Source organism: Elusimicrobiales bacterium, from assembly GCA_041651175.1.
GTDB lineage: Bacteria > Elusimicrobiota > Elusimicrobia > Elusimicrobiales > Elusimicrobiaceae > JAQTYB01.
This window is the reverse complement of record JBAZJT010000001.1, coordinates 281,421-304,279: the sequence shown is the minus strand read 5'-3', so window position 1 is coordinate 304,279 and position 22,859 is coordinate 281,421. Positions and strand designations below refer to the sequence as shown.

Here is a 22,859-nt window from a genome sequence, read left to right as displayed (position 1 = left end):
GCTGCGGGATTCGGCGAAAAATCGCTTCATACTGCCTTCACAAAATTATCCTTTCGTGCTGTGAAGCACGCGCGGATAATTTTGTTCGGCATTATTTTGCGCTTTTTCGCCTCGGTCCTCGCACCAACTGAAACTTTCAGGCTAAAAGTTTATTCGGGATTCAAGTCTGACGGGCAGGCGGAAATCGGCCTATTGGAATTTCCAGCCGGCCATCAGAAGGCCCAGCTTTTCCTCGTCGGCGCCGCCGGCGTATAACGTGCCGGCCAGCTGGCCGCGGCAGATGACGCCTATCCGGTCCGACAGGGCCAGTATCTCGCCCAACTCCGCCGAAATAAGCAGCACGGCGCAGCCCGCGTCGCGCGCGGCGATGATTTTTTCGTGGATAAATTCTATCGCGCCCACGTCCACGCCGCGGGTGGGCTGGGCGGCCACAAGCAGTCCGGGGCCGCGCGCCAGCTCCCGCGCCACGACGGCCTTCTGCTGGTTGCCGCCGGAAAGCGCGCGCATCCTGGCTCCCGTATCCGCAGGGCGAATGCCGTATTTTTCAATAAGCGCTTTGGCGAAACTTTCCATCTCGCCGAAATTAAGCGAAAAGGGCAGGTTGAAACGCGGCTGGCGGTGCAGCCCCAGCGCGCAGTTGTCCCGCACGGAGTAATCCAGCACCACGGCGCGGCGGTGCCTGTCCTGCGGGATATGCGAAATCCCCAGCGCGGACATGAAAGCCGCGCCGCAGTTTTCAAAATCTATTTCCCTGCCCAGCGCGGACATTTCGCCGCTGACGGGCTTGCGCAGTCCGGTTATCACCTCGGCAAGCTCGGTCTGGCCGTTGCCCTCCACTCCGGCGATGCCGAAAATCTCGCCCCGCCGGACGGTCAGCGAAAACTGCTGGAGGGCGCGGGTCCCCCTGTCGGATTTGGCGGAGATTTCCTTTAGAACCAGCGCGACGGGCGCGGCGTCCAGTTCCTGTGGCGTTTTCACCGCGCGCTTTACCGAAAACACCACCGGCCTGCCCACCATCATGCGGGCAAGCTCGCTTTCGTTTGTGGAGGCGGTGCGCGAGGAGCCTATGGTTTTACCCCCGCGCATCACCGTAACCTCGTCGGACACTGCCATAACCTCGCGCAATTTGTGGGTGATGAGAATTACGGTTTTCCCCTGCGCCTTGAGCTTGACGAGTATTTCAAAAAAAGAGGCCGTTTCCCTGGGGGTAAGCACGGCGGTAGGCTCGTCCAGTATCAGAATTCCCGCCCCGCGCGAGAGGACCTTGAGTATCTCCAGCCGCTGCTGCTCGCCCACGGACAGGGTTTCCACGGGCGCGTTGCCGTCTATCTCAAGCCCGTAGAGCTTTGAAATTTCCTCAGTCAGCCGCAATGCCTTGCCGTCATCCAGCGAGAAAAACCCGCCCGGCTCCATCCCCAGGACGACGTTTTCGGCGGCGGTCAGGTTGGGGGCCAGCATGAAATGCTGATGCACCATCCCTATGCCGCGCGCGATGGCGTCTCCGGGTCCGCCGAAACGGACAGGCGCGTTGTCCACCTTTATAATTCCGCCGTCGGGCCGGTAGAGGCCGTAGAGAATTTTCATCAGGGTGGATTTGCCCGCCCCGTTTTCGCCCACAAGCGCGTGAATTTCGCCCGCCGCCGCGCGCAGCGACGCGCCGGCGCAGGCTTCCACCGCGCCGAAACGTTTTATCACGCCGGTCATTTCAACCGCAAGACGGTTCATTTCACCCTCGGAATCTGTATTTCGCCGCCGATTATTTGCCGTTTAAGCTCCTCCACCTGCGCTATCACATCCGGCGGGATGAGGTTTCTGTTATGCTTGTCGTAAACATATCCCACCGCGCCGTTGGCAAGCCCCAGCTCGTAAACCCCGCCGCGCAGCCGCCCCGCCAGCCAGGCCCGGACCGCGCCGAAAACCGCCACATCCACCTTCTTGACCATGGAGGTGAGAATATAGCCCGGCGCCTCGTTGTACTGGTCGCCGTCAACGCCGATGGCTTTTATTTTGCGCTCCCGCGCGGCTTCAAAGACGCCGAACCCCGTGGTGCCGGAGGCGTGGAAAATGATGTCGGCCCTCTTGTCTATCTGCGAAATCGCAAGCGCCTTGCCCTTGGCGGGGTTTTTGAACGCCTCGCCGGTAACGCCGGCATACGCCGCCAGCACGCGGCAGCGCGGGTTCACGGCCTTTACGCCCGCCGTATAGCCCAGTTCGAACTTGTGAATAAGCGGAATATCCATCCCGCCCACAAAACCCACCGTGTTTGTTTTTGTAACCAGCCCCGCTATCGCGCCGACAAGAAAGCTGCCTTCCTCCTCGCGGAATTTCAGCGCGACCACATTCCGCGGCACGGCTTTGCGCGGGTTGAGCGCATAATCCACGCAGGCGAACATTTTGTCCGGGAAGTCGGCGGCGATGCTGTTTATATCGTCGGTAAATAAAAATCCGGTGCCGAAAATGAGCCCCCTTCCCTCGGCGGCGAGCTGGCGCAGCGCGGACTCCCGGTCCGCGCCCTCGCCCGGCTCTATATAGGTGTAATCTACGCCCAGCTCGCGTTTGGCGCGCTCCAGCCCCTCGTAGGCCGAATCGTTGAACGATTTGTCTCCCCGCCCGCCCACGTCAAAAACCAGTCCCACGGACTTTCCGCCCGCCCCGCCGCCGCCACCGCAGCCGCACAGCAGCGCCAAAACCGCCAGCGCTAAAAAATGCCTCATTTCAGAGATGGTATCATTTCAAACAAGGTTCCTGAAAATGTAAAGGAAGCGGCTGGCGGCCTTGAAAACAAGCGGCTGCGCCTTCCATTCCTCCAGAGTGATGCGGCGGCAGCGTTTGAGATCCTCTTCAAACATCGCGCGCATCTGCTCGCCGAACTCCTCACCGTAGATATTTACGTTTATTTCCAGGTTGTAATGCAGGCTCAGATAGTCCAGGTTGAAGCTGCCCACCGACGACCACTGCCCGTCTATCACGGCGGTTTTGCAATGCAGCACGCCGGGCAGCCATTCGTAAATCTCCACCCCGGCCCTGAGCAGTTTTCCGAAAATGGCCCACGACGCCCAGCGCATGTAGGGATGGTCGCTGCGGGTGGGGGTGATGACGGCGACCCTGGCCCCGCGCCGCGCGGCGGTTATCAGCTTTCTGTAAATGAAAGGCCCGGGCAGGAAATAGCCGGTTTCTATGTAGACGTATTTTTTCGCGCGCAGTATCGCGTTTTTATAGCTCTGGCGGATATGGTTTATCCGCCCTATGCCGGCGCTGGAAGCCACGGAAATCCACGTTGTGCCGCATTCCGCCGGCGGCGGCGCGGGCGGCGGAACATCGCAGCCGCAGAGCTGCCAGCTTTCCCAGAACAGCGCCTCCGCGTCGGCGGCGGCTGGGCCGCAAAACTCCACGGCGGTTTCGTGCCAGTCCCGCCCGCCCCAGCGTTTGGGCGCGAATTCTCCGGTTATGTTGAACCCGCCGACGAAGGCGCGGTTCCCGTCCACCGCCAGGATTTTGCGGTGGTTGCGCCGGTAGAGGCTGCCCACCGGATTCCATAGCACCAGCGGGCGGAACACCGCCACCCGCGCGCCCGCGGCGCGCAGGCCGGAGAAAAACCCCGCGCCAAGCGCGAACGAGCCCAGCGAATCGTAAGTGATATAAACCTTCACTCCGCGCCGCGCGGCCCGCTCCAGCGCGGCGGCGAATTTGCGGCCAAGCGCGTCGTCGGCTATCATATAGACGCAAAGCAGCGCGCGCTCCCGCGCGCCCTCTATAGCCGCTAGCATGGCGGAAAACATCGCCTCGCCGCCGCGCAGCAGCCTGGCTGTGTTGCCGGACGCAAGCCGCGTCTTGGTTATGCGGTATTCCGACCAGGATTCATTCATAAAAACGCCGGCGCGGACAACGGCAACCGTTGTTGTCCGCGCCGACTCAAATGCTACTCATCCTTGGAGCGCAGATTGCCGGACTCCCTGAGCTTGGTGTAAAACTCCACCAGTTTCTGCTGCACCGGTACGGAAACCTCGTCATATCTGGCGAACTTGAAGGTATAGCTTCCCCTGCCGCTGGTAAGCGAGTTCAGCGCGCCGGAATACTTGGACAGTTCCGACAGCGGCACGGTAGCCGTTATCGCGCCGCCTTCCATGGAGTTGATGCGGCCCCGCCGCTTGTTGAGGTCGCCTGTCACGTCGCCCAGGCAGTCCTGCGGCGCGTTGACGGTGAGGTTGACTATCGGCTCCAGCAGCACGGGGTGCGCGTCATGAAACACCTTCTTGAAACCCATGGAGGCCGCGATTTTGAACGCCAGGTCGGAGGAGTCAACTTCGTGATACGAGCCGTCCACCAGAGTCACCTTCAGGTCCACCACCGGGTAACCGGCCACGACGCCCTGCGTCAGCGCCTCGCGGATGCCTTTTTCCACGGCGGGGATATAGTTTCTCGGCACCGCTCCGCCGAAAATCTTCTCCTCAAAGACAAAACCGGAGCCGCGGGGCAGAGGCTCCAGCTCCAGCCAGACGTCGCCGTACTGGCCGCGCCCGCCGGTCTGCTTCTTGTATTTGCCCTGGCCCCTGGCCCTGCCGCGAATGGTTTCCTTATAAGGAATGCGCGGCTCGCCGGTTTCCACTTCAAGGCCGTAGCGGGACTTTATGCGCGAGAATATAACGTCCAGCTGAATGTCACCCGCGGCGTTGACAACGGTTTCCCGCGTTTCGGGGTCGTAATGCATCCTGAAGGTGGGGGATTCGCGCATCATGGACTCCAGCGCCGCCGCCATTTTCTCCTCTTCGCCCTTGTTTTTGGGTTTGACGGAGAGGGAAACCAGCGGGTCCGGATATTCCAGCTTCACAATGTCCGGCTGGGCGGCTTTGGAGCAGAGAACGTCGCCCGTGCGGGTGCTTTTGAGCTTTGAAAGAACCGCTATGTCTCCCGCCTTAAGTTCCGGCATGTCAATGCGCGTCTTGCCAAGCAGGGTGAATATCTGGCCTATTTTTTCCTCTTTGGCGCTGGAGCGGTTGTAGACGGCGTCGCCGTGCTTTAACTGTCCGGAGAACATGCGCGCGTAGTTCTGGTCGCCGGTGTGCGCCTCCAGAATGGTCTTGAACACCAGCGCCGCGGGCGCGGGCTGCGCGGCATAATGCGACTTGTCCGCCGACGGCATGAATTCCTCCGCGAAGGCCAGTATTTCGGCAACGCCGGCCCCGGTTTCGGCGTCGCAGCAGAGGACGGGGAAAACCTTGCATTCCAGCACGCTTTTTTTAAGCGCGGCGGCCATTTTATCTCGCGGGACGGGCTTGCCCTCAAGATAGTCGTTAAGCAGCGACTCGTCGGTTTCGGAAAGGGCGGTTATAAGCGTTTCGCGCCACTGGGCGGCCTCCGCCTTTATGGAATCCGGCGGCGCGCCGCCGTCCAGCAGGCAAAACACCGCATTAAAGCCCGCCTCTTTGCCGGCCGGCACAAACACCGGCACGGCGCCGTCGCCGGCCTTTTTGCGCAGCGCGTCAACGGCGGCGGAAAAATCGGCCTGCTTCCTGCACAGCTTGGTAATGACGCACATCATGGGCAGATGCAGCCGCTGCGCCTCGTGCAGAACGTTGTCAAAACCCGCGGCGGGGCCGGCAACGGCGTCCATTGCCAGGACGACGGTTTCGCTTACGCTTAACACGGAAATGACTTCGCCGATAAAATCCATGTATCCGGGCGTGTCAAACATGTTGTACTTGCGCCCGTTATGCTCAAAGGCTAGCAGCGACGAATTCACACTGGCTTTGCGTTTGATTTCCTCCGGGTCGAAATCGCTGACGGTGTTTGCGTCCTGCGTCCGGCCTTGCCTGGAAATCGCGCCGGCTTTGAGAAGCAGCGCCTCGGCAAGGGTGGTCTTGCCCGAACCCGCCGCCCCTGCTATGGCGAAGTTCGTGATTTTTTCGGTGGGATAGGTGTTCATTTTTGCATTCTAACACTCTGCGTCCGCATTTTCAAATGAAATGCCGCCCGCCGGATTTTCATTGACGGGGCGTCCGGCAAGCGATATAATATTGAAATATGGCGAAATTAAAGACAGGAAGGCATACCGGCGCGCTTAAAGCCGCGCGCCAGGCCCTGCGCCGGGCCAGCCACAACAAAGGCGTTCGCAAAACCATCAAACTGGCCGCCAAGGAATACTCCGCCGCGCTCAAAACCGGCGATGCGGCCAAAACCTCGCAGTTATACGGCAAGGTTTCCTCGGTGGTGGACAAGGCTGCCAAAAAAGGCGTCATCCACTGGAAAACGGCGGCCCGCAAGAAATCGCGGCTCGCGAAAGCGGCGGCGAAACAGGCCAAGCCGGCATAAACGGCGGTTTTCCGCGCGGGTGGCGGAATTGGTATACGCGTACGTTTGAGGGGCGTATGTCGAAAGACATGAGGGTTCGAGTCCCTCCCCGCGCACTCTCACAAAGCAAAGGCCGCGCCGGATTTCAAACGAAATCCGGCGCGGCCTTTGGCTTGTTAACCTGAAAATTTCAGTTGGCGCAAGGACCGAGGCGCAGAATTTGGGTTAAAATTTAACCGCCACCATCAGGCCGGAGGGGGAAGGCAGCAGCATTACGCTGTTTTCCGGGTTGCGCGGCTTGTTGGCTATCCAGTAGCCGACGCCCCAGCCGATGCCGGAAGCCAGCACGACGTCCGAGAGATAATGCGTCTCGTCATAAACCCTGGAATGCGCCGTGCCCACGGCCATGGCGTAAACAAAAGGCGTATGCCAGTAGCCGAAATGCTTTCTTAAATTCTGGTCTATCACCGCCGCCATGGTGAACGCCTCGGTCGTGTGCCCGGAGGGGAAGGAATAGCGCATCGGGGTGAAGGGGCGGAATTTGTAGGCATCCTCGCCGTCGCAGGGCAGCGCACGGCCCGTTATATAAACCAGCATCGGCGTTATAAGCCCGGCGGCGATTATGCTGGCCTCCGCTCCGTCCGCGGCGATTTTGGTCAGGGTGGAATTGCCCGTGGCAAGCCCCGCCGCCCAGGAACCCATAATCAGCGGCAGCTGCATCTTGTAATCCCCGAAATGGGTGGTGACGTCGCTTACCGAATCCCAGAAATTGTTCCGGTGCGCGGGATTGTAATAGTAATCGCGGATTTGCGAGTCAAAGATGAACGCTATCCCCGTAGCTCCCAGCACGGAGCCGGCAATAGTGAGGTCCTTTTTGTCCCAGTGGAACGGCTTTACGGGAACTTCAATAATGTCCTTCACCACCCGCTTGCCATAGGCGGGGGAGAACAAAACAGTCTCGTCCCCGCCGGCTTTGGCGGCGGGGACGAGGGCAAGGCACAATAGCGCTGTCTTCAGGAGCATTCCGAATAACCGCAGTCGTGGCAGGTCGGGCCCGAGCAGCCGGACTGATAGCTGACATTGGACGAATAGCACTTCGGGCAGTAGAGCGAGCGCGCCGCGTCCCAGAGGTCCAGCCGGGCTTCATGGCCGCTGGCCGCTGTCGCCGCCTCCAACGTGCCGTTTTTGCGCAGATGATTGCGCAGCGCGATGGCAAGGGCGTGCGGGATGGAATTGACATGGTTTTCGCCAAAGCCTATGGGCCGGTCGCCTTTGATGGAGTTGAGGTGCTTTAGCACGCTTTCCGGCTCGCCGCCGGCTTCAAGATACTTGGACAGCAGTATGCCCATCAGCGAGGTGAGCCCGCTTATTTCCGTGCCCAGCGGCGGGATATTGGTGAACACCTGGTAGGGGCCGCTGTCGTCGTAGTTGATATGTATGTGCAGCGGGCCGTAGCCGGTGGTTATCTGGTAATACTCCGAGGCGACGCCGAAGGGCTTGCGCTCCTTCTTTTTCCTGGTCGCATCCTCGGCGGTTGTGCCGATGTTTAGCACCTGCTGGCTTTTGCACCCGTCGCGGTATATGGTAACGCCTTTGCAGTTAAGCTCGTATGCCAGGGAGTAGGCCTTGCGCACATCCTCCACCGTGGCCGACGAGGTCATGTTGATGGTCTTGGACACCGCGTTATCCACGAACTTCTGGAACGCGGACTGCATCCTTATGTGATACTCCACCGAAACGTCGTGGGCGGTGGGGAACAGCTTCTGGATATTTTCGGGTATCTCCGGGATGCCGCGTATGGCTTTGTGGTTGGCGTCTATCTTGGCCCAGAGGGTCTCTTCCTTAAGCCCGAAGAAGTTATGCTGGCGCGCTATTTCCTTGAACAGCGGGTTGATTTCAAAGAAAACGTCGTTGGCATCCGGGGTCTGGCCGTTTTTGAGCGCGTCCAGCGCGCGCGCGTTGTAGCGCGTGTAGGCGATGGCGAAAAACGGCTCTATCCCGCCGCCCTGCAGCCCCGCGGCGATGGCGATGGTGCCGGTGGGCGCGATGGTGGTGCGGGCGCAGTTGCGCGGCATTCTGGCATGTCCCCGGAAATTGGGGCCGCTCTGGTCGTAGACGGAGCTTTTCCAGTTCGGGAACACGCCGCGGTCGCGCCCTATATGCTCGGAGGCGGCCAGCGCGCGCTCGTTTATGAAAGACATCAGCTCCTCGGCCTGGCGCAGCGCGTCCTGGCTGTCGTAGGGGACGCCCAGGCGGACCAGCGTCTCGGCCCAGCCCATCAGGCCCAGCCCTATGCGGCGGTTGCCCTTGGCCATCTTCTCTATTTCCGGCAGGGGGTAATTGTTGATTTCTATGACATCATCCAGAAAGCGCACGCAGGTCTCCACCGTTTTGCCCAGAGCGTCGTAGTCTATGGCTGCGCGCCCCGTCTCGCCCTTTATGAAATGCGGCAGGTTGAGCGAGCCGAGGTTGCACGGCTCCCACGGCAGAAGCGGCTGCTCGCCGCAGGGGTTGGTGCTTTCCACCCGGCCCAGATGCGGCGTCGGGTTGGAGCTGGGGCCGTTCATGCGGTCCATGAACACCACGCCGGGATCGCCGGATTTCCAGGCGGATTCGCAGAGCATGTTGAACACTTCCCGCGCGTTGAGTTTGCCGGAAGGCTTGCCGGTGTGCGGGTTCACCAGTTCGTAATCCTCGCCGGCGGAGACGGCGTTCATGAAATCCTCGTCTATCGCCACGGAGATATTGAAGTTCTCCATGCACGTGCCGGAGGCTTTCATCGTTATGAAATCCTTTACTTCCGGGTGGCGCACCGGCAGCACGCCCATGTTGGCGCCGCGCCGGGTGCCGCCCTGCTTGACCACATCGGTCAGCTTGTCAAAAAGCTGCATGAAGGACAATGCGCCGGAGGCCACGCCCTTGGTCTTTTTGACGATATCGCCCTTGGGGCGCAGGTTGCCGAAGGAAAACCCCGTTCCCCCGCCGGATTTCTGGATAAGGCTCTGCGCGTGCAGCGCCTTTGATATTCCTTCTATGGAATCCGGTATCGGTAGCACATAGCAGGCCGACAACTGCTGCAAATCCCGCCCGGCGTTCATAAGCGTGGGCGAGTTGGGCAGGAAATCCATCTGCGACATCAGGGTGTAATACTGCTCCTGCCAGAAATCGGCGGTTTCGCGGGCGGCGTCAAAGTGTTTGTAGGCGTCTTCCAGGTTGCGCATCAGCTTGAAAAAGTTCGCGTCGCGCTGCTCGGAATCGTAAATCCCTTCGTGGAAAAGCAGCATTTTGCCGGTGGTAACGCCGTTGCGGTGCGGCCCGTAGGCGGTGTGGCTGACGCCGGTGAACACCCCCCATTTCTCGGCATCGGGGTGGAAAAGGATTTCGGCAAGGGCGATATTGTGCGCTATGCCCAGGAACCAGTCTTCCACCGTGGCGGAGTCCCGCAGATACTTGTCTTTTATCACTTTTTCCTGATTGGGCGAGAGTTGGATTTTCTTCCTGGGTTCGATCATCGTCTTTGTCATTTGCATGCTCCTTGTTAAGCCCCGCGCCGCGGTTTGCGCGGGGGCCGGCGGAGGGGCCGCAAAACCCTTCCGCGTTGCGGAAAAATTTTCAGGTTTCACTACTTTAACACGGTTGCCGGATAATGTCAAATTTCCTGACGAAAAGCCCTGGCCGGAGTGTTTCAGTTGGATTGCGGAATTCGGCGAAAAATCGCTTCATACTGCCTTCACAAAATTATCCTTTCGCGCAGTGAGGCGCGCGCGGATAATTTCGTTCGGCATTATTTCGCGCTGCCTCGGTTCTCGCAACCAACTGAAACATTCAGGCTAAACCGCCCGCAAAAGCGCGAAATGCAGGTACTCGGTTTCCGGCATGGCCAGCAGCACGGGATGGTCTTTCGCCTGGCCGCGCAGCTCGACGAGAGACACCCTGCGCCCGCTGCGCACGGCGGCGCCGCGCAGCATATGGACAAACTCCTCCCTGCTCACATGATGCGAGCAGGAGGCCGTGGCCAGCAATCCCCCGGAGGGAAGGCCGCGCAGCGCGGACTCGTTGAGCTTGCCGTAAAGCCGCAGCGCCGCGCCCAGATTCTTGCGGCTTTTGACCAGATTGGGCGGGTCCAGCACTATCACATCCGGCTTGACGGGCAGCGAACCGTCCTTTAACGCGGCCAGCACGCGCTCCGCATCCTCGCGGCGGAAGGAGGCGCGCAGTTTGTTAAGCTCCGCGTTTTTGATGGCGGCGTCCACGGCCGGCTGGGACGAATCCACGCCCCAGACCTCGGCTGCGCCCGCCGCCGCGGCGGCCAGCGCGAAGCCGCCGGTGTAGCAGTAAAGGTCCAGCACCTTCCGCCCGGAACAATGCTGCGCCAGGAAAGCCCTGTTGTCGCGCTGGTCGTAGTAAAAGCCGGTTTTCTGGCAGGCAGTGGCGGAAAAGGAGTATTTAAGCCCGTTTTCGTGGACCTCGGCCTCCTCCGGCACATGGCCTTCGGAGGTGTTTTCAGACGACAGGCCCTCCAGCGCGCGGAAAGGGCTGCTGTTTTTGAACAATATGCTTTTGGGGGACAGCACTTCGTTTATCGCCGCGATGATTTTGGGTTTCTGCCGCTCCATCCCGGCGCAGAGTATTTCCGCCACCACAAGCGGGCCGTAGGCGTCAATGACAAGGCCGGGCAGGAAATCCGCCTCGGAAAATACAATGCGCCCGTAACGCTCCAGCCCCAGGCTTTTGCGGTATTCCAGCGCGGCCCTGATGCGGGCGGAGATGAAATCCGGCTCCAGCTCCCCGCGGGAGAGCACCCGCGCCGCTATCAGGCTGCGCGGATTGAAAAAACCGACGGCCACCCGCTTCCCGCGCGAGGATATTATCTCGCAGGGCGAGCCGGGGGGGACCGAGGTGTCCACCGTTTTAAGTTCGTTGGAAAAAACCCACTGGTGGCCGGCTTCCAGCCTGCGCTCCTGCCCCGGGTTCAGTTGAAGACGGACTGCTTCCCCTGTCAGCATTGGTCATCCTCCGGCGGCTTGGGCGTGCCGCCCGGCGCGACAAGCGGCACCTTCTGCGCGCAGAGCGGGCACTGGTCCGGAGGATACACCTGAAGCGGATAGGAAATCAGCGAGCGCACCGGCACCCGCAGCGGAAGCCCGCCCAGCGAGCGGTCCACTATTGCGGCCACGCCCATGACCCGCGCGCCGTAGCGCTGCGCCAGCGCCACCGCCGCGCCGGAGAGGTTGCCCGTGGTGATGACATCGTCCACCACCAGCACCCGGTCATGCTCTTTAAGCCGGAAATTGCGCTTTAGTATCATCGCCCCGCCGGAGCCTTCCGCGTAGATGGCGCGCACCTTGCGCACCCGCGCCACTTCCTGCGCTATCACATGGGTCTGCGCGGTGGGCGCAAGCACCACGTCTATCTCCTGCGGGAATTTGCCTGACATCGCCTTTGCTATCTTGTGGGCGATATGCGGGTACTGCATGGCGAGGGAGGTTTGCACATAACTCTGGCTGTGGAAACCGGACGGCAGCACGAAATGCCCGTTCAGAATCGCTCCGTGCTCCTGCAATATACCCACCATATCAAGGTTGTTGGGATCTTCCGACATATTCTCCTCCGTTGACGCCGCCGCCCGGCGGCCTGTGTGCTACAGTGTGGCAAATCGGGCGCGCAAAGTCTACCGCCCGGTTTTTACGAAGCGCTTCATGTCCCGGAAATCGGTGCGCACGGCTTTTTTCACCGCCCGCTCTATCCTCCCGCCGGTTTCCCTGGGGCTGTTGATGGAGACTTTCGGCTCCGTCATGGAGCCTGTAACCGTGAAAGCCAGCGCGGGCTTGCCGCTGGCGTCGGTCAGGCTTTCCGAAAGGCTGCCGGGATTGCGCGTCCTTGAAAACAACGTGTAAAACGACACTCCCAGGTCCTCGTCGGCCCAGCCCACGTCGCCGGAGCCGCAGGCGGAAATCACCGGCCCGGAAAGGTAGAAATTCTCCGCCGTCATGTCGCCGGAGCGGAAATCCACCGCCGCGCCCATGGTGTTGTAGCCGGCATCCTCCAGCACGGAGCCGGCCTTGAGCGCGCCGGCATTGTCCATCTTGTGCATCGCAAGAAAAGGCGAGAACGTTATTTTAAGCGCCTGGTCCCGGGAGGCCATCTCCTCCAGCCGGTAAATCACTCCCGGCCCCGCCTGTACGTCTATGGTGCCGGCGAGGGTTTTCATGCCGGGGGCCAGGCCGCGCAGGTTCACCTCCGCGTACAAATCCCTGCCAGACACCACGGGCGATTCCATCTCCCGCGCGTGCAGCGAGCCTTTTATATTGGGCATGAACGCCGGCAGCCTCTCCCGGAAATTGCGCAGCCACGCCAGCGGGCCCGAGAATGTGCGCGGCGCGCGCCCCCTGCGTTCGGGGGAAGCGTCGCCTATCGCGGCGGCAATGTCGGAAACGGTGATGAACAGCTGCGGGAAACGTATGCGCTGCGCGTCCAGCATCACATATATGAGGCGGTCCGCGGATTTCAGCTTCTTGATGGTCATGGACAGCTTGAACGTTTCCCCGCCCAGGCTGCCGGAAAATGCGGGAACCGACAAGGTGTCCGGCGCGTATCCCAGCCTGCCGGAGAGCAGCGAGAAATTCTGGCCGTAGGCCGCGCATGCGCCCGAGCTGACCGTTATCTCCAGCGATTTGTCCGCCGGGCGGGCCGAAACGGAAAATGCCGCATCCGACACCGCAAACCCGCCCCATTTGAACTTCCCGCCGGAAACCGTTACCGTGAAGGTGTCAACGGAAACCTGTCCCCCCCTGCCGGACAGCGCCAGCTCCGCCCGCGCGCTCCCCGAAGGCGAATACGGAGCCAGTTTGTCCCAGCGTCCGGCGGCGGCGGCAAGGTCCACCGGCGCGGTGGTGCGTGCCTCTATTTTATACACCGGCGGCGCGTCATGCGGGAAATCCGCCTCCGCCTCCGCCGAAAAAACCGCCGGGCCGAAATTGCCGTTTATTCCCGTGATTTGCATCCCGCCCCGCTCAAAGCGCAGCCGCGCGCTGACCCGTCCGTCCGGGAGCGAGAGGCCGGGAAACTCCTCCAGCTCGCCTGCGGCCACGGCGGGGACGGCGGCGTCAAAAGCCACTTTCGGCGCGGAGAAATCGGCTACGTTGCCGTCCACGACGATTTTTTTGCCCCTGTATTCGGCGCGGAGTGAAATTTTCGGCGCCGCCGCGTCCTGCCATTTTAGCCCGGCCAGCGTAACCATGGCGTCGCCGCTGAATGAGACGGGGGGCGCGCCCGCGCGCGGCGCGTACCGCGCGGCAAAGCTGGCGGGGAAATACTTGTTCCAGCTGAAATTCCACACCTGCAGGTTTATGTCGTCCAGTTCGCGCGCGGTCCCGGAGGCGATGTCGCGCAGCGTCGCCGCGCCGCCGGTTATGCTTATTGATTCGGCATGGACTGCCGCCGGCCCCGCGCCGCCCGCCCGGCCCGGGCGCCCGGCGGCGCCGGCGAAATTCCAGCGCCCGTCGGCATACCGGACCAGGTTCACGCGCGGCTCCACCAGCGTGAGGCTTTTGATTACAAGCCGCCGGCCCAGTAGCGGCAGCAACTCAAAGTCCGCGTCTATCTCTTTTGCGGAGGCCAGGTCCGCGCCGAAAGGGCTGGCATTGTCTATCACCCGCAGCGACTTTATCCGTATCCCTTTGACAAGCGACACCTCGGCGGAGCCCACCAGCGCCGGCCTGCCGGTGAAATCCTCTATCTGCGCGGCGGCAAGCTCCGCCAACTGCGCCGGAGTGAACATGCGCGAGGCTATATAGGAACAGACCCCCGCCGCCAGCAGCAGCCCCAGCAGGACGACGGCCACATACTTGAAAATCCAGTTGACCAGCCTGCCTACGAATTCCATTGAGACATGCTCCCGATAAGTCTTTGGGTGAAAATCACGGCTTTCACCACGCAGCTTTATGATATTCGGCTTGCATCCCTTCCGCGCGCAACGCGCAACTGATTCCACTTCATTTTACATCAAAGCAGCGCCGTCGCGCTCATTATTATGCGCGGATTTGTTACCTGAAATTTTCAGGTTATTGAGCGAAATACAAAAATTGCAGCCGGCAGCGAGAACCGGGGCGGCGGTGGCGGGGACAGTCCGGCGCGGAATTCCGCTGTCCCGCCGCGGTAATTTTCAGGCGGAGCGCAGTATCGCCAGCGCCAGCGCCCAGATGCCGTAGAGCGCCGGAAACTGCCGCCAGTCCCATGCGCATATCGGCAGCAGAAGCAGGAACACCCACAGGAAAGCCCTTTGCGGTATGGGCAGGCGGAACTTGTCCGCCGCATCCTCCGGCGGGGCGGCGGCGCGCCGGGCCATGCGCCACAGCACGGCCCAGCACAGCGGCGCGGCCCAGAACAATTCGGGCGCGCGCGCGGCCAGGCCCATCTGCGCCAGCGCGGGGCCGAAAACCAGCCCGAAAAACACCTTGTCCGGCAGGCCCCACAGCGGCTTCATGTCGCGCAGAACCATGCCGTACATCGCGCCGCAAACGCCTATGGCCGAGAGAAATTCGTAGGCGATAAGCCCGGCGGACGGCGGCGCGCTTTTGCCCGCCGCCAGCAACACCATTGAAAGCGCGCCGGCCAGCAGCAATGCGCCGGCAGCTTTCAATGCAGTATCCCGGCGGCGGCCAGCAGCGCCACCGCGACGCCCAGTATGGATTCACCCGCTATTATGCCGGAGGCCAGCGGAATGGTCCACATCTCGGACAGGGCGGGTTTTTTCTTTTCAACCAGCATCACCGCCAGCGCGCCCAGGAACATGGACAGCGAGTTGTAAAACGGTATCACCATCGCCAGCCCGATGCCGGTGGCGGAGGGGATGTATTTTTTGTATTCCGGGAATTTCATCTCCGCCAGCGGGATGAGTATGCCAACCAACCCGCCTATGAGCATTCCCATTTTGGCCGTGGGATGAAGCGATTCAAAACCGTTGGCCAGCAGCCGCGCCACGGCGGCCCACACCTGCGCGGAGGGGGCGGGCCACTGGTCTGTTCCCAGAACCGAGGCGTTGGGCACCAGCAGATAAAAAGCCGGCACCACCACCAGCGTCCCCGCGAAAATCCCCAGGAACTGGGCAATAAACATCTTGCGCGGGTTGGCGCCCAGCAGATAGCCGGTTTTGAGGCTGGTCAGCAAATCCGCCGAGGTGCTGGCGGCGTTGGCGGTAACGCTGGCCGTCATCAGGTTGGTGGCCATGTTGCTGGGGGCCAGTATGCCGAAGGTGAGCTGGGTTATCTTGCCCATCGCGCCCATGGGGGTGGTGTCGGTCTCGCCGGTAACGCGGCAGGCGACTATCGCCAGCAGGAAAGTTACCGCCACCGCCACCGCGCCCATCAGGAATGTGGTTTGGAAAGCGTAGTGCAGCAGCAGCATGCAGCACAGCCCCGCAAACAACGTGCCGAAGGCGAACCATGTTACCGGCGGCTCCACGTTCGCCAGCGGGTCCGTGCTTTCGCATTCTTTTTTGCGGCTGAATATGGCGGCCAGCCCGCTGAAGGCGCGCAGGCTGGTTTTCCACTGCATCGCAAACATCAGCAGGCCGGAGGTTACCATCATGGACGCGCCGGCCCAGGTGCTCCAGCGCACTATCTCGCGGTAGCCGATCTGGGAAATGTCTATCACGCCCAGCGCGGCCATTTTCGGGGCAAGAATGCCGTAGTTTATTATGCCGCCCAGCAGCAGCGACCAGCAGGTGCGCCAGCCGATAATCGCGCCCGCGGCTATCATTATCGCGCTGCCGTCAAGGCTTATGGTCCAGCCCGCAAGCGGCTTGCCCATTATGGCCCAGGAGCCCAGGGCTATTTTATCCGGCACTATATGCGCCGCGTCGCGCAGGCAGGCCACAAGCCCGCCGAAAATCCCGCCCCCCGCCAGTATGCGCGCCTTTTTGACCGCCTCTCCGCCTTTGGAGTGCAGACTTTTCAGTGTTTCCGCCGCGGCTATGCCGGAGGGGAATTTCAACTGCTCTATGTTTATCATCTGCCGCTTCATCGGTATGGCCATGGATATGCCCAGCAGGGCAAGGAAAACGGTCCACAGCGTCAGCGTCAGCCAGGGGACATGATGGCCCGTAACTATAAGGAAAGCCGAAATAGCCGACACCATGGTCCCGCCGGTGGAATATCCGGCGGAGGAGGCGGTGGTCTGCATGCAGGTGCTTTCAAGTATGGTCATCTCGGTGGCAAAGAGGCGCGGAAACAGCGTCATCAGCAGCTTGTGCAGCGAGAAGGAGAGTATGCACGCCGTTATCGCCACGCCCAGCGCCCAGCCGGTCTTGAGGCCGACGTAAAGGTTGGACAGCGCCATGAAACCGCCCAGAAAAGCGCCCATCACCACGGCGCGCAGTGTAAGCTGCGGCACGTCGCCTTGGTATACGTTGCGGTACCAGTGCAGTTCGGCGTCTTCGGGACAGGCGGTTTTTTCGGGCCTTATATCGTAAATCGCGTCTGCGGGCTGCGCGCTTTCGGGCGCGGGTCTGGCTGTTTCTGATTTTTCCATAACGGTGCGGCTCATGGCGGCCTCTCCTTGATATTCCCCCGATTTTCCCAAGTAATATGTAATTATAGCCCGTCCCGGATTTCCAGTCAATGACGCGCCCGCGCGGCAAAAATATGATATTGATATAATTAAGATGTTCCGCTGCCGGAGAACAGGAGAAATTTATGAGAAAAGAAACCGTTCTGCTGATTGCGTTGTCCGCGGGGTTGTGCGCCGGTGGCGCGCGCGCTTCCGAGCGCGCCGACGTGCCAGAAAAATACAAATGGAACACCGCCGACCTCTATCCCAGCGAGGATGCCTGGTCCGCCGCGGCAAAAGACCTGGCCGCCCGCATCCCGAAAATGGCGGATTTCCAGGGGAAGCTGGGCGTCTCGGCGGACGGGTTTTACGCCGCGCTTTCCGCGATGATGGATTTGGACAGGGACCTCTCCCGCCTCTATACCTACGCCAGCATGCGCAGCGACGAGGATACCCGCGTCTCCAAAACGCTGGAGATGAAAGAGACCGCCAAGTCGCTGTCGGTGCAGTATTCCGCCGCCGTCTCTTACCTGCGCCCCGAAATACTGGCGCTGGGAACGGACAAAATATGGGGTTTCGCGGCGGCGGACGCGCGGCTTGCGCCGTTCAAACCCTGGCTGGACGATATACTGCGCTATGCGCCGCACACCCTTTCCCCGCAGGAGGAAAAGATAGCGGCGCAGGCCGGGATGATGGCCTCCGCCCCGTATGACACCTACGGGATATTCACAAACGCGGACCTGCCTTACCCGGAAGTAAAGCTCTCCAACGGCGAGAAAGTCCGGCTGGACGCGCAGGCATACACCAAATACCGCGCCGCCCAGGACCGCAAGGACCGCGAGAAGGTGTTCAAGACCTTCTGGGGCGAGTACAAAAAGTTTGAGCGCACCCTGGGCACAACGTTGAACGCGCTTGTCAAAACCCATCAGTTTAACAAGGAAACGCACAAGTTCGGCAGCTGCCTGGAAGCGGCGCTGTTTGATTCAAATGTTTCGTCCGCAGTCTACAAGCAGCTTATAGCCGATGTCCATGCCAACCTGCCGACGCTGCACCGCTATCTGAAGCTGCGCAAGCGGATGCTGGGGCTTAAAACGCTGGGATACGAGGACCTCTACGCCTCCGTCGTCAAGGAGGTTGACCTCAAATACGACGCCGAGCAGGCCAAACAGATGGTGCTGGAGGCCGTAGCGCCGCTGGGGCCGCAGTATGTTGCGGACCTAAAGGCGGGTTTTGAAAACCGCTGGGTGGATTTTGTCCCCACAACCGGCAAAAGGTCCGGCGCCTACAGCACCGGCGTTTACGGCGTGCATCCGTACCAGTTGCAGAATTTCACCGGCACTTATGAGGAGGTGTCAACGCTGGCACATGAATCCGGCCACTCCATGCACACCTTCCTGTCCGACAAAAACCAGCCGTACCCGACGCACGATTACAAGATTTTTGTGGCGGAGGTGGCCTCCACCCTCAACGAGAATCTGCTGCTGCGTTACATGCTGGGCCGCACAAAGGACCGCGATACCCGGCTGTTTTTGCTGGGCAGCCATCTGGACTCGCTGCGCACGACGCTGTTCCGCCAGACGCTGTTCGCGGATTTCGAGCTGCGCATCCACGAACTGGCGGATAAAAACGAGCCGCTTTCCGGCGAGAAGCTCAGCGCGCTCTACCTGAGCCTGCTCAGGGAATACTACGGCGACGCGCAGGACGTCTGCAAGATAGACGACCTCTACGGCATGGAATGGGCGTATATCCCGCATTTCTACTACAACTTCTATGTCTACCAGTACGCGACCAGCATAATGGCCTCCGCCGAAATAGCCGCCAGAATGCGGGCGGAGGCCCCGGCTACGGCGGCGCGGGACGCTTTCATGAAAATGCTGTCCTCCGGCTCGTCCAAATATCCGGTGGAGCTGCTTAAAGACGCCGGGGTGGATATGACCACCTCGGAGCCGTTTGCCGCCGCCATGAAGGAAATGAACGCGACGATGGATGAGATGGAGAAAATACTGGACGGGAAAAACTGATGGAGCAGCTGGCCGAAAAATTCCTGCTGCATCTGCGCGGGCGCAATTTTTCGCCGCACACGCTGCGGGCGTATGCCGCGGATTTGCGGGATTTCGCCGCTTTCCTGAAATCGCGCGGCGGGGGCGCGGCGGTTTCCGCCTTCACCCGCAAGAACGTGCGGGCGTGGACGGGGCTGCTGCAGTCGCGCAATCCGGGCAGGAACACGCTGCTGCGGAAAGTGTCCTCGCTGCGCAGCTTCGCCAACTGGCTGGAAGAGCAGGAGCTGCTGGACGGCAACCCGTTTGCGCTGCTGCCGCTGCCGCGCAAGGAACAAACCCTGCCGCGCTTTCTGAGCGAAAAGGAGGCCGTCTCCCTGGCGCGCGCCGCAAGGGAGGATGAAAAGTCCGGCCTGCGCGACAGCGCGCTGCTGGAGCTGCTTTATTCAAGCGGGCTGCGCCGGGCGGAAATAGCGGGCCTCAACGCGGGCGATGTGGATTTTGTGGGCGGTTTCGTGCGGGTGATGGGCAAAGGCTCCAAGGAGCGGCTGGCGCCTGCCGGGAACATGGCGCTTTCCGCGCTGCGGGATTATCTGGACTCGCGCAAAACCCCGGGCGCGGGCGAGCCGCTGTTCCTGAACCGGCTGGGGCGCAGAATAACCGGCCACGGCGTCGCGCTGGTGGTTAAAAAAACGGCCGTCAGGGCGCATTCCGCCCGGAAGGCGACGCCGCATATGCTGCGCCACTCTTTCGCCACGCATTTGCTGGACCATGGCTGCGACCTGCGCGCGGTGCAGGAGATGCTGGGCCACAAAAATCTCGCCACCACGCAGATTTACACGCATGTAACGTTGGAAAAACTGAAGAAGGTATACGACGGCGCGCATCCGCGCTCGCATCATAAGGGAGGCTTATGATAGGCATAGGCATAGACGCAGGAGGAACTTTCGTCAAAATCGCCGCGGTTGACGAGGAAGGCAACATACGGGAGGAGACACAAATCGCCTCCGCGCCGGAGCAGGGCGTTGAAACTTTTGTCAGGAACATATCGGCTGTCGTGTCCGCCTGGCGCAAGAAGCTGGGGCGCGAGAAAATGTGCGCCGGCATCGGCATAGCCGGCGACGTTGACCCCGAAAAGGGGGTGGTGCGCTATTCGCCCAACCTCAACAAATGGCGCGAGGTGCAGATAGCAAAGCCCATGAGCGAGGCCACCGGCCTGCCCTGCGTGCTGGAAAACGACGCCACCGTCGCCGCCTGGGGCGCCTACGATTACGAACTTAAGCGCAAATACAACACCGTGCTGGCCGTAACGATGGGGACCGGCATAGGCGGCGGGCTGGTGCTGGACGGGAAGCTTTATCACGGCGCCACCGGCTCCGCCGGGGAAATAGGGCATGTCAACGTGGTTTACGAGGGCGAACTTTGCAACTGCGGCGACCGCGGCTGCGTGGAAGCCTATGCCGGGCATTACGGCATAATGCGCCGGGCCGCCCAGATACTGCCCCGCCTGCCCGACACCTCGCTGCTGAAAAAAATGGCCCAGTCCGAGAAAGTTTCCGGCGACCTGCTCTGCCGCGCCGCCGACCAGGGCGACGAGGACGCGCTGAGAATCTGGAAAGAGACCGGCCTCTACCTGGGCCGCGCGCTGGCCGACGTGTGCCTTATCATAAACCCGGACGCCATTGTGCTGGCCGGGGGGGTTTCCCGCGCGCACGCGCACTTCCTGCCGGGCATGGCGGAGGCTTTCTCCCAGCGGAGAATAGACACGCCGTTCCGGCATGTTAAAATCATTCCCGCGCGCAGCCCGAATCTGGGCAGCATAGGCGCGGCGATGTTCGCCCTTCAATGGCGCAAGGCAAAAAAATAAGGCCCGCCGCGTGGCTGGGCATATTGGCGGCGCTGGTTTTTTCCGCGCAGGCCGGCGCATTGGCATGGGAACTGCCGCCCTCTTCCGGCACGGCGCATATTGAATTTGAGGCGGACCGCGGGCAGTACATGCGCTCCTCCGGCACGTTGCTGCTGGAGGGCAATGTCAAAATCACCGAAAAAGACCGCCCCGGCGGCCTGCCGGAGCGTTCGCTTCGCGGCTCTATTTTTGAAGTGAACATGTCCAGCGGGGTGGCGTATTCCACCGCCGCGATACTGATGCAGGAAGGCGGCAGCGCCGTCTACGGCGAGAACGGGTTTTACGACTGGAGCGCGCGCAGGGGAAGCATGGATAATGTGAACTCGCGCGCGGGGGTCTGGCGCATACTCAACGCGAAACACGGGGACATGGAAGACGGCGTTTACCGCTACAAATCGCTCAATATCACAAGCTGCGACAAGGAAGACGAGCATTACAGAATACATCTGGGCCGGCTCAAGGCCGTGCCGGACGAATATATTTTCGGCACCAACGCCGTTTTCTTCATAGGCAAAATCCCGGTGTTTTATTTTCCGGTGTTTTACAAGCCCATAGGCAATGACAGCGAAACCACCACATACATAGAGCCGGGCTACGATTCGCGCGGCGGCAATTTCCTCAGGACCACCACGGCGTATAAACCGTCCAGAAACCTGCTCACGCGGCTTTTTCTGGATTATTACCAGAAAACCGGCTGGGGAACCGGCGCGGAAGCCGTTTACCGCGAGCCGAAATCCGTTGACAGCGACATCTCCGGCTACCGCATACACGAGGCCGGCAGCCGGCTGGACCGCTGGGGGCTAAACGGCAAGCTCTGGGCCGTGCTGGACGACGGCCTCACATGCCGGGGATGCAAAGGCTCGCTTTACTACACGCAGGCGTACGCGCGCCTGGTGTCCGACCCGGATTTCAACAACGATTATGTCCACGACAGCCCGTTTATAATCAGCGCCGACAAGACGGTAAGCGCCGCCGTGGTCCGCCAGAGCAGAACCACCACAACGCGCGTCAGCTATATCCGCAACGAATCCGCCACCGCCGACAGGAAGGATTTCGTCAAGACGCTGGAATCCCGCCCGCGCTTTGACTTCCAGACGGCGCCTATTGCCGGCAGACTGCCTTTCCTGAACATGTTCACCGCCTCGCTGGACAGTTCCCAGACCAACACCACCAATTTTTACATGAAAACCGCCGAGGCGCGCTGGACGGCGCAGAAATCGCTGCCGCTGAGCAAAGGCATAAGCCTTTTCGTCTCCGGCTTCTACGACCAGACCATGATTCTCGCCCCGGACAACAGCAGCCATACCGGCACGCAGGCCAACAACGGCATAGGGCGCTACGGCACCGTCTCCAACATGCGCAAAAAGCTGGGCTCGGCCTATGTGGATTTGTCGTATTCGTTCACGCAGCGGCTTTCGCCCAACAGCTGGAGTGTGGATTCCAACTCGTCCGACACGGGCGAGGAGCTTAACATGCTTTCCGCCAAATACTACTACAGGCCCTCCATGCTGGTTTATTTGCAGGTAAACACCGGCTGGGATTTCCGCCATTTGCAGCCAATCACCATGCCGCAGGAGCAGCAGGTTCAGCCCATCAACGCGGAAACCGGCTGGAAACTTTCGCGGAAGGCGTATTTTTTCGTGCGCGACGTCTACAAATTCGGCAGCAAAAAAACCGACGGCAACCAGGTTTTCCTGGCGCAGCTTGAGCTGGGCGAGCATGGCGGCAATGCCATGAGTATCGGCGCGGCCAACTATATCTCCGACCCGCGCACCATGATGATAAACCAGACCGCCGCCTGGTATCCAAAAAACAAAACGTGGCATCTTGAAGGCGGCATCAACTGGGGCGTAACAGATTCCACCACCGAGGACAAGCGCACCATAATCGTGCCGGTGAAAACGATAACGCTGGTCAAGGATTTCCACGATTTCCACACCGAATTCACCTTCCAGTCCAGGCCGGGGAAAATAACCGGCTCGGCAAAAGCCTGCCTGCGCTTCAACCAGCCGGGGCAGAGAATCATAAGCGACTCCGAATCCAAAAGCTTCGGCTATCCGGTGAGATAACCCGGCGGCAAAACACGGCATTGCGGAAAAAACGGGTGATGCCGCGTTGCA

Annotated in this window: 15 protein-coding genes, 1 tRNA gene and 1 pseudogene; 6 read left to right on the top strand and 11 right to left on the bottom strand. The window is 60.8% G+C overall.

Annotated features, from left to right (window positions below; all coding sequences use genetic code 11):
* Positions 1–189: 189 nt before the first annotated feature.
* Genes WC421_01420 through WC421_01405 form a run of 4 tightly spaced genes read right to left on the bottom strand, consistent with a single transcriptional unit; the run spans position 190 to position 5,923 of the window.
* Entirely contained in the window at positions 190–1,725 is a 1,536-nt protein-coding gene (locus tag WC421_01420) for an ABC transporter ATP-binding protein (protein ID MFA5160879.1), read from the bottom strand.
* Positions 1,722–2,714 carry a BMP family ABC transporter substrate-binding protein gene (locus WC421_01415; GenBank protein ID MFA5160878.1) on the bottom strand — a complete coding sequence of 331 codons (993 nt, stop codon included), beginning with the start codon at positions 2,712–2,714 and terminating at the stop codon, positions 1,722–1,724. The genes WC421_01420 and WC421_01415 overlap by 4 nt, the downstream gene beginning before the upstream one ends.
* An 18-nt stretch (positions 2,715–2,732) precedes the next feature.
* Positions 2,733–3,866 carry a phospholipase D-like domain-containing protein gene (locus WC421_01410; protein ID MFA5160877.1) on the bottom strand — a complete coding sequence of 378 codons (1,134 nt, stop codon included), beginning with the start codon at positions 3,864–3,866 and terminating at the stop codon, positions 2,733–2,735.
* Positions 3,867–3,919: 53 nt separating this feature from the next.
* Entirely contained in the window at positions 3,920–5,923 is a 2,004-nt protein-coding gene (locus WC421_01405) for an elongation factor G (protein ID MFA5160876.1), read from the bottom strand.
* Positions 5,924–6,021: 98 nt separating this feature from the next.
* On the opposite strand from WC421_01405, the gene rpsT reads away from it, so the two are divergent.
* The gene (gene rpsT, locus WC421_01400; protein ID MFA5160875.1) at positions 6,022–6,309 is read left to right on the top strand and encodes a 30S ribosomal protein S20; all 288 of its coding nucleotides are present in this window, start codon (positions 6,022–6,024) and stop codon (positions 6,307–6,309) included.
* 13 nt (positions 6,310–6,322) lie between these two features.
* Positions 6,323–6,404: transfer RNA gene (locus tag WC421_01395), tRNA-Leu, on the top strand.
* Between the two features lie 109 nt (positions 6,405–6,513).
* On the opposite strand, the gene WC421_01390 is transcribed toward WC421_01395, so the two are convergent.
* The 7 genes from WC421_01390 to WC421_01360 all read right to left on the bottom strand — a co-directional run bounded on the left by WC421_01390 (position 6,514) and on the right by WC421_01360 (position 16,833).
* Positions 6,514–7,311: a phosphatase PAP2 family protein gene (locus tag WC421_01390; protein MFA5160874.1), complete on the bottom strand. Its 798-nt coding sequence runs from the start codon at positions 7,309–7,311 to the stop codon at positions 6,514–6,516.
* The gene (locus WC421_01385) at positions 7,302–9,812 is read right to left on the bottom strand and encodes an adenosylcobalamin-dependent ribonucleoside-diphosphate reductase (protein ID MFA5160873.1); all 2,511 of its coding nucleotides are present in this window, start codon (positions 9,810–9,812) and stop codon (positions 7,302–7,304) included. Before WC421_01385 ends, WC421_01390 begins: the two co-directional genes overlap by 10 nt.
* Before the next feature lie 306 nt (positions 9,813–10,118).
* A complete protein-coding gene (locus tag WC421_01380; protein MFA5160872.1) occupies positions 10,119–11,294 on the bottom strand; it encodes a class I SAM-dependent rRNA methyltransferase in 1,176 nt (391 codons plus the stop codon).
* Positions 11,288–11,890 carry a phosphoribosyltransferase family protein gene (locus WC421_01375; GenBank protein MFA5160871.1) on the bottom strand — a complete coding sequence of 201 codons (603 nt, stop codon included), beginning with the start codon at positions 11,888–11,890 and terminating at the stop codon, positions 11,288–11,290. The genes WC421_01380 and WC421_01375 overlap by 7 nt, the downstream gene beginning before the upstream one ends.
* Before the next feature lie 69 nt (positions 11,891–11,959).
* Positions 11,960–14,173: a hypothetical protein gene (locus WC421_01370; GenBank protein ID MFA5160870.1), complete on the bottom strand. Its 2,214-nt coding sequence runs from the start codon at positions 14,171–14,173 to the stop codon at positions 11,960–11,962.
* 279 nt (positions 14,174–14,452) lie between these two features.
* Positions 14,453–14,929 carry a hypothetical protein gene (locus WC421_01365; protein MFA5160869.1) on the bottom strand — a complete coding sequence of 159 codons (477 nt, stop codon included), beginning with the start codon at positions 14,927–14,929 and terminating at the stop codon, positions 14,453–14,455.
* Positions 14,926–16,833, bottom strand: coding sequence for an OPT family oligopeptide transporter (locus tag WC421_01360; GenBank protein ID MFA5160868.1), 1,908 nt, complete (start codon positions 16,831–16,833; stop codon positions 14,926–14,928). Before WC421_01360 ends, WC421_01365 begins: the two co-directional genes overlap by 4 nt.
* Positions 16,834–16,982: 149 nt before the next feature.
* Between WC421_01360 and pepF the strand changes: the two genes are divergently transcribed.
* From pepF to WC421_01340, 4 genes and pseudogenes are all read left to right on the top strand, one after another.
* A complete protein-coding gene (gene pepF / locus WC421_01355; protein ID MFA5160867.1) occupies positions 16,983–18,857 on the top strand; it encodes an oligoendopeptidase F in 1,875 nt (624 codons plus the stop codon).
* Positions 18,858–18,877: 20 nt separating this feature from the next.
* Positions 18,878–19,750 (top strand): annotated as a pseudogene (locus tag WC421_01350) (tyrosine-type recombinase/integrase).
* Complete coding sequence (locus WC421_01345) at positions 19,747–20,700, top strand: ROK family protein (protein MFA5160866.1); 954 nt, start codon at positions 19,747–19,749, stop codon at positions 20,698–20,700. Before WC421_01350 ends, WC421_01345 begins: the two are co-directional and overlap by 4 nt.
* The gene (locus WC421_01340) at positions 20,679–22,808 is read left to right on the top strand and encodes a hypothetical protein (GenBank protein ID MFA5160865.1); all 2,130 of its coding nucleotides are present in this window, start codon (positions 20,679–20,681) and stop codon (positions 22,806–22,808) included. The genes WC421_01345 and WC421_01340 overlap by 22 nt, the downstream gene beginning before the upstream one ends.
* The last annotated feature ends 51 nt before the right edge of the window (positions 22,809–22,859 follow it).